Annotated in this window: 12 protein-coding genes; 4 read left to right on the top strand and 8 right to left on the bottom strand. The window is 65.6% G+C overall.

The features are described 5' to 3' along the window. From Q8Q83_RS03415 to rmf, 3 genes are all read left to right on the top strand, one after another. Positions 1-191, top strand: a 191-nt coding sequence (locus Q8Q83_RS03415) for a hypothetical protein (protein WP_305621132.1), incomplete at its 5' end; no start/stop codon positions are given. A 149-nt stretch (positions 192-340) separates the two neighbouring features. After that, on the top strand, positions 341-1,921 hold the full coding sequence (gene gshA / locus Q8Q83_RS03410) for a glutamate--cysteine ligase (protein WP_305621130.1): 1,581 nt from the start codon (positions 341-343) through the stop codon (positions 1,919-1,921). Positions 1,922-2,069: 148 nt separating this feature from the next. Next, positions 2,070-2,276, top strand: coding sequence for a ribosome modulation factor (gene rmf / locus Q8Q83_RS03405; protein ID WP_305621128.1), 207 nt, complete (start codon positions 2,070-2,072; stop codon positions 2,274-2,276). Between the two features lie 141 nt (positions 2,277-2,417). Here rmf and Q8Q83_RS03400 read toward each other — a convergent pair whose 3' ends face one another. Continuing rightward, positions 2,418-4,133, bottom strand: coding sequence for an amidase (locus Q8Q83_RS03400; protein WP_305621127.1), 1,716 nt, complete (start codon positions 4,131-4,133; stop codon positions 2,418-2,420). 574 nt (positions 4,134-4,707) lie between these two features. Here Q8Q83_RS03400 and aguA point away from each other — a divergent pair. Next, positions 4,708-5,814 carry an agmatine deiminase gene (gene aguA / locus Q8Q83_RS03395; protein WP_305621125.1) on the top strand — a complete coding sequence of 369 codons (1,107 nt, stop codon included), beginning with the start codon at positions 4,708-4,710 and terminating at the stop codon, positions 5,812-5,814. Between the two features lie 322 nt (positions 5,815-6,136). Here aguA and Q8Q83_RS03390 read toward each other — a convergent pair whose 3' ends face one another. The 7 genes from Q8Q83_RS03390 to desA form a co-directional block, all read right to left on the bottom strand. Next, the gene (locus Q8Q83_RS03390; protein ID WP_305621124.1) at positions 6,137-7,855 is read right to left on the bottom strand and encodes a SulP family inorganic anion transporter; all 1,719 of its coding nucleotides are present in this window, start codon (positions 7,853-7,855) and stop codon (positions 6,137-6,139) included. Then, a complete protein-coding gene (locus tag Q8Q83_RS03385; protein WP_305621123.1) occupies positions 7,845-8,708 on the bottom strand; it encodes an MBL fold metallo-hydrolase in 864 nt (287 codons plus the stop codon). Before Q8Q83_RS03385 ends, Q8Q83_RS03390 begins: the two co-directional genes overlap by 11 nt. Continuing rightward, positions 8,705-9,127, bottom strand: coding sequence for a DUF6691 family protein (locus Q8Q83_RS03380; protein ID WP_305621121.1), 423 nt, complete (start codon positions 9,125-9,127; stop codon positions 8,705-8,707). The genes Q8Q83_RS03385 and Q8Q83_RS03380 overlap by 4 nt, the downstream gene beginning before the upstream one ends. A 2-nt stretch (positions 9,128-9,129) precedes the next feature. Then, complete coding sequence (locus tag Q8Q83_RS03375; RefSeq protein WP_305621119.1) at positions 9,130-9,561, bottom strand: YeeE/YedE family protein; 432 nt, start codon at positions 9,559-9,561, stop codon at positions 9,130-9,132. Then, positions 9,558-9,884, bottom strand: a complete 327-nt coding sequence (locus Q8Q83_RS03370) for a helix-turn-helix transcriptional regulator (RefSeq protein WP_305621117.1) — start codon at positions 9,882-9,884, stop codon at positions 9,558-9,560. The genes Q8Q83_RS03375 and Q8Q83_RS03370 overlap by 4 nt, the downstream gene beginning before the upstream one ends. 118 nt (positions 9,885-10,002) lie before the next feature. Further along, entirely contained in the window at positions 10,003-10,974 is a 972-nt protein-coding gene (locus Q8Q83_RS03365) for a sensor domain-containing diguanylate cyclase (RefSeq protein WP_305621133.1), read from the bottom strand. 93 nt (positions 10,975-11,067) lie between these two features. Further along, positions 11,068-11,882, bottom strand: an 815-nt coding sequence (desA, locus tag Q8Q83_RS03360) for a delta-9 fatty acid desaturase DesA (protein WP_305621115.1), incomplete at its 5' end; no start/stop codon positions are given.

Raw genomic sequence — 11,882 nt, 5'->3', positions numbered from 1 at the left:
AGGGAAACGAGCGGCACCCGACCTTTTATCTGCAACGCAACACTGCGAAGCCTTACCACATCGATTACGTGTTCACGGCCAGCAATTTGCTGCAATTGTGCCAACTTGAAATTGGTGAGAAGCAAGACTGGCTTAGGGTTAGCGACCACATGCCACTGACACTAACCATCCACAGCACCGCGTCGCCCTGACGCAAATGCACTGCGCCCAGCTATAACATTCTTCACCCGTGCCGGGTTATAAGACGGCACTAAGCGGCCACGCCGCAATTCCAGCCCCCCTTGTAGAGCACGGCAGCCGTCCCCATATTGAGGCGACCGATGCGTGAAGGAATGCAATCTTGAGCGACCTGTTATCCCGCCGCCTGGCCCAGCTTGGCGAGCCCGCCAATCTCTCCCTGCTGTCCCAATGCCTGCACGGGATCGAGCGCGAATGCCTGCGAGTCGATGGCGACGGCCAACTGGCGCTGACCCCGCACCCGGCCGCCCTCGGTTCGGCTCTGACCCACGCGCAGATCACCACCGACTACTCCGAGTCGCTGCTGGAATTTATCACCCCGGCCGAACCCGACCCGGCCACCACCCTGGCCGATCTGGAACAGACCCACCGCTTCGTCTACAGCAAGCTGGATGGCGAATACCTGTGGAGCCCGTCCATGCCCTGCGCCCTGCCGGACGAGGAAACCATCCCCATCGCCCGCTACGGCAGCTCGCATATCGGCGAACTCAAGTACGTCTACCGCAAGGGCCTGGCCCTGCGTTACGGCAAGACCATGCAGTGCATCGCCGGCATCCACTACAACTTCTCCCTGCCCGAAGCGCTCTGGCAGCTGCAGCAGCAGGCCGAAGGCGACACGCGCAGCGCGCGGGATTACCAGTCGGCGCGCTATATCGCGCTGATCCGCAACTTCCGCCGCTACAGCTGGCTGCTGATGTACCTGTTCGGCTCCTCGCCGGCGCTGCACCAGGGCTTTATGCGCGGCCGCCCGCACCAGTTGCAGCAGCTCGACGAAGACACCCTGTACCTGCCCTATGCCACCAGCCTGCGCATGAGCGACCTGGGTTACCAGAGCAGCGCGCAGTCCGGCCTGACGCCCTGCTACAACGACCTGAGCAGCTACACCGACAGCCTGCGCCTGGCGGTCGGCACGCCCTACCCAGCCTATGTGGAAATAGGCGCGAAGAAGGATGGCGAGTGGCTGCAACTGAACACCAACGTGCTGCAGATCGAAAACGAGTACTACTCGAACATTCGGCCCAAGCGCGTGACCTATAGCGGCGAGCGGCCGATCCAGGCGCTGATGGCCCGCGGCGTGCAGTACGTCGAGGTGCGCTGCCTGGATATCAACCCCTTCCTGCCATTGGGTATCGACCTGCCGGAAGCCCGCTTCCTCGACGCCTTCCTGCTGTTCTGCGCGCTGCAGGACAGCCCGTTGCTGGAGGGCGGCGAGTGCCGCACCTGCACCGACAACTTCCTCAAGGTGGTCAAGGAGGGCCGGCGTCCCGGCCTGCACCTGCAGCGCCAGGGCAAACCCGTGGAACTGCAGGCCTGGGCCAGCGAACTGCTGGAGCAGATCCAGCCATTGGCCGAGCTGCTCGACCGGAGCCAGGCCAGCGGCGAACACCGCCAGGCCTTGCAGGCGCAACGGGCCAAGGTCGCCGACGTCAGCCTGACGCCCTCGGCCCAGGTCCTGGCGCAACTGCAACAGGGCGAAAGCTTCACCCAGTTCGCCCTGCGCCAGAGCCGGGCGCACGCCGACTACTTCCGCAGCCAGCCCCTGAGCGCCGAGCAACAGGCCGCCTTCGAGGCCAGCGCGGCGCAGTCGCTACGCGAACAGGCGGAACTGGAAGCCCAGGAACAAGGCGACTTCGACAGCTTCGCCGCGGCCTATCAGGCCAGCATCCTGGCCATAGCCAACTAACCCCGGAACGGCCGGCCCGAATGGGCTGGCATTTCGCCAACTGCCTCACAAAAGCCGCCAGTGGTGGCAAAAGCGGGACAACCGGGGCAACCCCGCGGGGCTTATCCGGCTAGCATTGCGCTAGGAATACCTACCGTGAGCCTGCCCCATGGCACCCGCCGAGCCGAACAAGGACGATCAACACTGGAGCCTGGAAAGCCTCAACAAGGCTTATCAGCAAGGCTATATGGCCGGACTCACCGGTCAATCCAGCAGCGCGCACAAACAGGGCGCGGACATGCTCAAGACCGCCTGGGAAGCCGGCTGGGACGACGGCCACGAGCAGTTCGAACAGCACAAACGCCGCAGCGCCTGACTCTTCTCCCCAGAACGTAGCCCGGATGCAATCCGGGGATACCTAGCGGCTGACACCGCTCCCGGATTTTATCCGGGCTACAAAAATGCCGTTCACTTGGCTTAAGTGAACGGCATGGGTGTTTGTACCGCCCCGCTGCTTCTATTTTTCGCCGTGCGGCAAGGCTGGGGTACGCGGCGGGATCAAGCGCTTGGTCCCGGTAGCCTCATAGGCCGCCGCCAGGCGCAGCAGCGCCGAATCGTCGTAGGCGCGGCCGGCGAAGGTCAGCCCGACGGGCATGCCGATGTCCGCCATCACGCCCATCGGCACGGTGACCGTGGGCACGCCCAGGTGGCGGATGGCGAGATTGCCGTTGGCGACCCAGATGCCGTTGCTCCAGGCGATATCCGCAGACGCCGAATTCACATCGGCATCGGCCGGACCGACGTCGGCCACCGTCGGGAATAGCACCGCGTCGAGCCCCAGCTTATCCATCCAGTCCTCGAGATCGATCCGGCGCGTCTGCTCCAGCCCGCGTAGCCCGTCGGGCAGCGTGGCGATCTGGTCCCAGGGGGTGATGCCGCGCTCGGCCATCCGCACATACTCATCCATGCCGGCGGCAAGGTCGTCTTCGCGGTTGGGTAGCGTCCCAGGGTCGTGGGGGAAAATCTGCGGGCCGTCGACGTCGACCAGACGGTTCAATTTTGGATCGCCGTTGGCCCGCAGGAAATCATCGAAGGCCCAGGCCGACAGCTCCCACAATTCGTCGTGGAGGAACTCCTTGGATACCAGGCCGCGGGTGAACACCGTCGGTGCACCGGGACGATCGCCCTCGCAGTTGGACACCAAGGGGAAATCCACCTCTAGCACTTCGGCGCCGGCCGCCTCGAGGGCCTGACGCGCCTGCTCCCACAGGCCGATCACCGAGGGGCGGGTATGGATGCGCTGCCCGGTCGGGCCGCCGATACCCGGCTTGTCGCTGGTGCCGGCCGCTTCGTCCTTATTGATAAACATGCGCGGCACGCCGAAACGCTTGCCGGCCAGTGCATCGGGTTGCGCCGCCAGCTCCAGGTAGGAGGCCGGACGCACCGCGGAGGCCTTGGGAATCGGCACCCAGGGCTGCAGGCGCCACAGGTCGCCGCGGCTGTCGGGGTCATCGGCCACCACCACATCCAGCACTTCCAGCAGGTCGGCCATGGTCCGGGCATAGGGCACCACCACGTCCATGGTCGGCGTCAGCGGCCAGTTGCCGCGCACCGAGATCACCCCCCGCGACGGGGTGTAGGCGCACAGGCCATTGTTGGAGGCCGGCCCACGACCGCTCGACCAGGTTTCCTCGGCCAGGCCGAAGGCGGCGAAGCTGGCGGCGGTGGCCGTACCGGCACCGTTGGAGGAACCCGAGGCGAAGGGGGCGGTGAGATAGGCGGCGTTGTACGGGCTCTCGGCGCGGCCATAGACGCCGCGCTGCATGCCGCCGTTGGCCATGGGCGGCATATTGGTCTTGCCCAGGCAGATGGCGCCGGCGGCGCGCAGGCGCTCGACGGTGAAGGCGTCGCGGTAGGCCACCAGGTCCTTGAAGGCCGGGCTGCCGGAGGCCGCGGTCAGGCCCTTGACCAGGTAGCTGTCCTTGGCCGTATAGGGGATGCCATCCAGCGGACCTAGGGTCTCGCCATGGGCGCGACGGGCATCGGACGCCGCCGCCTCCTCGAGCGCCTCGGGGTTGCGCACCACCAGCGCGTTAAGCGCGGTGGGGGTGTTTGGGCCATCGTAGGCCTCGATCCGGGCGAGATAGGCCTGGACCAGCTCGACCGCAGTGGTGCGGCCGGACTCGAGCGCGGCGCGCAGTTCGGCAATGGAAACTTCGGTTACTTCGATCATGTTGTCACCACTGACTGCTGATGGGTTATGCGATAAATGCCTGCTTCAGGCCGCCCCTTGGGCTCAGGAACATCGGCTATCGCAGAATGGCTTCGCATGGCGCTCCTCGCTTCACTGAGTTACAGGACAAGGGCCGGACTCAAACCTGGGCAAGCCAGATGGCGTTGCCGGACGCTTAGTTTTTGCCTGCTACCAAGCAGGCGAACGCTATCTATTACGGATTTTTATTCGATATTAATCGATTAAAACTCAAAGCAGAAGGCAGATTTTGCTTTTAAAGCCGATTTTTATCGGATATAAATAGGCCATTCACTGCAGTGCAGTCGCGCGCCATGGCGCCGCCAGAGCGCTCTGCTAGTGTCAGATGACCGCCGCCAACCAGATGACCTGCTCCGGGACAGCGATAAATATCGCCAATGCCGAGCAGCTGGATGGCCACTTGACCTCCGAGTAAAGCAGACAGCGCAGGCTGAGTATCGCCGCGCCATCTGCCTAGGCTCCGAACCTATCCCGGATGCCATCCGGGAATTTTCTGTCACGACATCCCGGCTTGCATCCGGGCCACAGGTGAACCATGACCACACTGACCACTACCCCACGCGCCGATGGCTTCCGCATGCCAGCCGAGTGGGAACCCCATAGCCAAACCTGGATGGTCTGGCCCGAGCGTCCGGACAACTGGCGCCTGGGCGGCAAGCCTGCGCAGGCAGCCTTTAGCGCCGTGGCCAAGGCCATCGCCACCTTCGAGCCGGTGACCGTTTGCGTGTCCGCCGGCCAGTACGAGAACGCCCGTGAGCGTTTGGCCCACGACCATATCCGCGTGGTGGAAATCAGCAGCGACGACGCCTGGGTGCGCGACACCGGCCCAACCTTCGTCACCAACAACAGTGGCGCCGTGCGCGGCATCGACTGGACCTTCAACGCCTGGGGCGGCCTCGACGGCGGCCTCTACGCCAACTGGGTGCGCGACGACCAGGTGGCGCGCAAGATCCTCGAGATCGAAGGCCGCTCCCGCTACCGCACCGACGGCTTCGTGCTGGAAGGCGGTTCCATCCATGTGGATGGCGAAGGCACCCTGATCACCACCGAGGAATGCCTGCTCAACCGCAACCGCAACCCGCACCTGAGTCGCGCCGAGATCGAGCAGAAGCTGCGCGAGCATCTGGCCATCGACACTGTGATCTGGCTGCCGGACGGCCTGTTCAACGACGAGACCGACGGCCACGTCGACAACTTCTGCTGCTACGTGCGCCCCGGCGAAGTGCTGCTGGCCTGGACCGATGAGCCCAGCGACCCCAACTATTCGCGCTGCCAGGCCGCCATGCGCGTGCTGGAGCAGGTGCGCGATGCCAAGGGTCGCCAGCTGGTCGTGCACAAGATGCCGATTCCCGGCCCTATCTATGCCACCGATGAAGAATGCGCCGGCGTCGACCTGGCGGCCGGCACCCAGGAACGCGATCCGTCGATCCGCCTGGCCGGCTCCTATGTCAACTTCCTGATCGTCAACGGCGGCATCATCGCGCCCAAGTTCAACGACGCCAAGGATGCCGAGGCCGAAGCCATTCTCCAGCGCCTGTTCCCCGAGCTCCGCTGGGTGATGGTGCCGGGCCGCGAGATACTGCTGGGCGGCGGCAATATCCACTGCATTACCCAGCAGCAACCCGCGCCGCAACAGCGCTAAGAACCTGTTTACGATCTGCTGCGCGTCGGCCATCCGGCGTTAAAAACAGCCTCGGAATGCCGCTTGCGGCTAACGCGCTTTAGCGCGGCCCGAAGGGGAAGCGAAGCGAGTCATGCTCATTTACAGCTCGTAAACTGCGCTTGATTCGCTGCGCTCACCCTGCGGGCCAGCCGTTGGCTGTTACTCCGCTACGCTGCGTTTCTCGGCTGTTTTGACCAGCCTTCGGCTGTTACTAACGTAGCGCCTTGCCTAGCCGTCGCTCGCTACATTTTTCAACGGCCTGCTGAGTCCTATGACTGGACTGTGCCGCGCACAGCCCAGGTTAGGCAGGGTGCCCCGCCGCCTGGGCCACGCTCGCCGGGTCCAGCGCGCGCAACGCCTCGTACTGGCTGACGAATACCTGTCCGCCGAAACACCCGAGGAAGTCCGAGCGCTTGAGCTGATCCATCACCGGCCCCTTCACCTCCGACAGATGCAACTGCACCCCGGCGCTCAGCAGGCGTTCGGCTATGGCTTCCAGCGAATCCAGGGCACTGGCGTCGATCAGGTTCACCCCCGGACACATCAGCACCAGATGGCGCACCAGCGGCCGCGTGGCGATCAACTCGCCGATGCGCTCCTCCAGATAGCGCGCATTGGGAAAGTACAGGCTCTCATCGACCCGCAGCGACAGCACGCTGGGGCTCTGCACCACCTGGTAACGCTCGACATTGCGAAAATGCTGGCTGCCCGGCACCTGGCCGACCAGCGCTATATGCGGCCGGCTGGTACGCCAGAGAAACAGCAGCAGCGACAGGCCGACGCCCAGCACTATCCCCGTCTCGACCCCCAGCAGCAACACCGCCACCAGGGTGGCGACTTGCGCCGCGCCATCCTGCCGCGAATAACGCCAGGTGCGCCGCAGCGCCTGCAGATCGAGCAACCCCAGCACCGCCACCATGATGCTCGCCGCCAGGGCCGCTTGCGGCAGGTAGCGCAGCAGCGGCGCCAGGCCGAGCACCGCGGCCAGCATCAGAACGGCGGCGAATAGCCCCACCAGCGGCGTCGCCACGCTGCCATGCAGGGCCAGCGCCGAACGGGAAAAACTCGCCGCCACCGGCATGCCGCCGCTGCAGGCCGCCGCCAGATTCGCCGCACCCAGGCCGAGCAATTCGCGGTCCGGGTTGATCGACTGGCGCTTGCGCGTCGCCAGGCTCTGGGCGATGGACACCGACTCGACGAAGCCGACCAGGGCGATCAGCAGCGCCGCCGGCAACAGCTCGCGCAGCAGGCGCCAATCCAGCGGTGGCAGGCCGAACGGCGGCAGCCCGGCCGCCACCTGGCCCACCACCGCCACGCCAGCCAGCGGCCACAGCGCCACCAGCAGGCTCGCCAGGATCACCAGCAACAGCGCGCTGAATTGCCTGAGCCGGGCGGCCAGGCGCACCGGCACCCCGAAGCGCGCCAGGTGGCGCAGCAACAGCAACAGCAGCAGGCTGGCGACGCCCAGCCCCAGGCTCGGCCCCTGCACGGCCGGCAGTTGCGCCAGCAAGGCCGGCAGCAGCTGCGGCAGGGTCACGCCAGCCGCCTGCACGCCCAGCAGGTGCTTGAGCTGGCTGGCGGCGATCAGGATGGCCGCGCCGCTGACGAAACCCGAGATCACCGGATGGCTGAGAAAGTTGGCCAGCACGCCCAGGCGCAACAGGCTCATCAGCAGCAGGCTCAAGCCGACCAACAGGGTCAACAACCCGGCCGCGGCGACATAGGCGGCGCTGCCGACTGCAGCCACGGGGGCCAGGGCCGCCGCCGTCATCAGCGCCAGAATCGCCACCGGACCGAGCGCCTGCGCCACCCCCGGGCTGCCGCCGAGCAGCGCATAGGCCAGCAGCGGCAGGATGCTCGCGGACAGGCCGACCACCGCCGGCAACCCGGCCAGCTGGGCATAGGCCAGCGCCTGCGGCACCAGCAGCAGACAGACCAGCAGCGCGGCCAGCAGATCACCGCCGGCCTGATCCCGGTCATAACCGCGCAAGGTCGCCAGCAGCGGCCATTTAAAGTGCATTCAGCGGCACCTTGAGGTAGCGCAGGCCATTGGCCTCGGCCGGCGGCAGCTGGCCGCCACGCATATTGACCTGCACCGCGGGCAGCATCAGCGCCGGCATGCTCAGGCTGGCATCGCGGGCGTTGCGCAGGACGACGAACTCATCCTCGCCTATGCCCTGGTGGATATGCAGGTTATGCGCGCGCTGCTCGGCCACCGTGCTCTGGTACAGGTGCTGCTCGCGGCCCGGGGCCTTGTAGTCGTGGCACATAAACAGGCGGGTGGCAGCCGGCAGCTCGAACAGCCGGCCTATCGATCGGTACAGGGTGCGCGCATCGCCGCCGGGAAAGTCGCAGCGGGCGGTGCCGTAGTCCGGCATAAACAGGGTGTCGCCGATAAAGGCGGCATCACCTATCAGGTAGCTCATGCAGGCCGGGGTGTGCCCCGGGGTGTGCAGGGCGCGGGCCTCGAGGCCGCCGATGGGAAAGCTGTCGCCATCCGCGAACAGCCGGTCGAACTGGCGGCCATCGCTGGCGAACTCGCTGCCGAGGTTGAACAGCGTGGCGAAGTGGCGCTGCACCTCGGTGATCTGCGCGCCTATGCCCAGGCGGCCGCCCAGCTCGCCCTGGAGGTAGGCCGCGGCGGACAGGTGGTCGGCATGCACATGGGTTTCCAGCAGCCAGTCCACCTTCAGCTGCTGCTCACGCACGAAGGCCAGCAGCCGCTCCGCGCTGGCGTGGGAGATGCGCCCGGCGACGGGATCGTAGTCCAGCACCGCATCGATAATGGCGCAGCGCCGCGTGGCCGGATCGCCGACCACATAGCTGTAGGTGGAGGTGACCGGGTCGAAGAAGGGTGTGATGACGGGCTTCATGCTTGCTCCTTGCGCCGCTGCAGCAGGCTGAATGCCAGCATCCCGGCCAGCATGGCCAGCACGAACAACGGCGCTTGCCAGTGCCCGCTCAGCAGAATTGCCAAGGCCGGCCCCGGACAGATACCGGCGATGCCCCAGCCGACCCCGAACAGCAGGCTGCCGCCGATCAGGCGGCGGTCCAGCTCGCGCTTGTGCGGCAACTGCATGGGCGCACCCAGCAGCGTCCGCGTCTGCCGACCCGCCCAGCGGAAGGGCAGAAAGGCCACGCCGATGGCGGCGACCATCACCAGCGCCAGGGAGGGGTCCCAGGCTTTGGTCAGGTCGAGAAACCCCAGCACTTTGGCCGGGTTGGCCATACCGGCCAGGAGCAAGCCCAGGCCGAAGATCAGACCAGCCAGCAATGCGGTGAGTTGGCGCATCTTCAACCTCCCAGCAAATGGCGCAGGACAAACACAGTGGCGAAGCCGCTGGCCATAAAGGCCAGGGTCGCCACCAGCGAACGCGGCGACAGGCGGGCCATGCCGCACACCCCATGCCCACTGGTGCAGCCGGCGCCATAGCGGGTGCCCAGCCCCACCAGCAGGCCGGCGACCACCAGGCCCAGCCAGCCACTCTGAAATTCGATGCTCGGCAGCGCCGCGAACAGCCCCCAGAGCAGCGGCGCCAGCAGCAGGCCGAGCAGGAACAGGGCTTTCTCGCCCCGCCCTTCCCCGCCTTGCACGAGCGCGCCGAGCAAGCCACTGATGCCGGCGATACGTCCATTGAGGACCACGAACAGCGCGGCCGCCAGGCCGATCAGCGCGCCGCCGGCCAGGGCGCTCCAGGGCGTGAAGTGGAGCCAGTCGACCCTCACGGCCTGTCTCCTGCACAGAATAGTTGATACAGGGTGTTGATCAGCGCCAGGGCCGCCGGGCTGCAGATGCGGTAGTGGATCTGCTTGCCCTCGCGGCGGGTTTCCACCAGACCCTCGCGGCGCAACACCGCCAGTTGCTGGGACAGGGTCGGCTGTTGAATGCCGAGCAGCGTTTCCAGCTCGCTGACATTGCGCTCGCCCTGGGACAGCTGGCAGAGCAGCAACAGCCGATCGGGGTTGCCCAAGGCCTTGAGCAACTGCCCGGCGGCATCGGCATTGGCGCGCAGTTGCTGGATATCCAGGCGGTGTTCGGGAGGGTTCATGGCCAGCCACTCAATTAAGATAATTACAATCTATTATTTTATATATTGTTTGGCTACAACCTCTCGTCGCCCGCATCGGTAACTAGCCAACGGCAGCTGTGCAGGCTTGGCCTGGGGCTCAGTCGATCACTATCTGGTTCTTGCCCTGGCGCTTGGCCCGGTACATGGCGGCATCGGCGCGGGCATACAGGACATCCAGAGTCTCGTCGTCGCGACGCAGGCTGGTCAGGCCCTGGCTCAGGGTAAGGCCGAACTCCGCGCCCTCATGGCTGAAGCGCAGGCGCCGCACTTCGCGCTGCAGGCGTTCGGCAATCTGCGCGGCCAGGGCCGGTTCGCAGCGCGGGAACAGCGCGGCGAACTCCTCGCCACCGATACGTCCGAACAAATCGCCGCGGCGCAAGGTGCTGACACCGCTGTACGCCAGGCGCTGCAGCACCTGGTCGCCCATCTGGTGGCCATGCTGGTCGTTGATCTGCTTGAAGTCGTCCAGGTCGATCAGCAGGAAGGCCAGGGGGCTGTCGTATTCGCGGGCCTGCGCGAATTCGCGCTGGGCGCATTCGAAGAAGTGCCGGCGGTTGCTGCTCTGGGTCAGCACATCGGTGGTGGCCAGGCGATGCAACTCGCCTTCCAGCTGCTTCTTCTCGGTGATGTCTTCGGCGATGCCGACAATGATATGCGGCTTGCCGGCGGCATTCTCGCGGCTGACAAAACACTTGTCGCTGAGCCAGCGCAGCTGGCCATCGCCACGGATGATGCGGTACTCGCGGGCCTCGACGGCGCCGGTCTGCAGCACCTGAGCGAAGCTTTCGGCGGCGTAGTCCAGATCATCCGGGTAGATGTTGTTGCGCCACTCCTCGTAGCCGGCCAACAGCAAGGCGGCGGAACGGCCGAAGATGCGCTCGTAGGCCGGGCTGACATAGATCATCCGCTGGGCATCCCAGTCGAAGGCCCAGAGCACCGCATTGACGCTGCCCAGCAAGGTACTGAACAGCTGCTCGCGCTCTTGCAGCCGCGCGATCTCGGCACGGGTATGCAACAACGCCAAGGTCAACTCTTCCTGTTCGAGTTGCCGTCTGCTCGCTTCGTCCATCAACGCCACCCTGTCCAGGTAGTGCTTAAGCATCAGCATAAGCCAGAAACAACAAGCCCGCCGGGTGGCGGGCTTGGACATTCAGGCTGGCGGTCAAACGGTCGCGGCGGGACGCAGCGAATAGGTTTTCAGCTGCTCGGCAAAGTCGCGCAAGGACTGGATGCCGCTGGCCTCGGCCTCGCTGACCCACTGCTTGATGGCTTCGAGCATGTCGTGGCCATTGGCGCTGGTCTTGATCCAGATCTGCTGCAGGGCCAGACGTTTCTCGTAGATCACCTTGAGCGCCTGGCTCTGTTCCAGCATGCGCTGGATACGTGCCTGGTGGCCTTCATCGAGCAGGCTGGGCTCGCGGGCCAGCAGACGCTTGGCGCGATAGAAGTGGTGGCGTACCGAGGCGTCGGCCTTGGCCAGCTCCTGCTTGACCAGCGGCCCGATCACCAGCTTGCGGTACTGCGCCATGATCTGGAACCTGTTGTTGAGGATCGCCATGGCGGTGTCCATGTCCAGGCTGCGCTTGCCTTCAACCCGGTGGGCGATGGGCGCGACGCGCTGCACCTTGGCCAGGCGCAGCAAGCTGAACAGCTGGATCCAGGCCCAGCCCATGTCGAACTCCCACTTGCGCACCGACAGCTTGGCCGAGTTGGGGTAGGTGTGGTGGTTGTTGTGCAGCTCTTCGCCGCCGATCAGGATGCCCCAGGGCAGCAGATTGGTCGCCGCGTCGCGGCACTCGAAGTTGCGGTAGCCCAGGGCATGGCCGAGGCCGTTGATCACCCCCGCCGCCCACACCGGAATCCACATCATCTGCACCGCCCAGATGGTGATGCCGGCCGCGCCGAACAGCGCCAGGTCGATAAGCGCCATCAGGCCGATGCCGCCAAAGGTATAGCGCGAATAGAGGTTGCGCTCGA

Origin of the sequence: Pseudomonas sp. (genome assembly GCF_030696055.1) — a bacterium.
GTDB lineage: Bacteria > Pseudomonadota > Gammaproteobacteria > Pseudomonadales > Pseudomonadaceae > Aquipseudomonas.
This window is presented reverse-complemented; position numbering and strand designations above follow the sequence as displayed.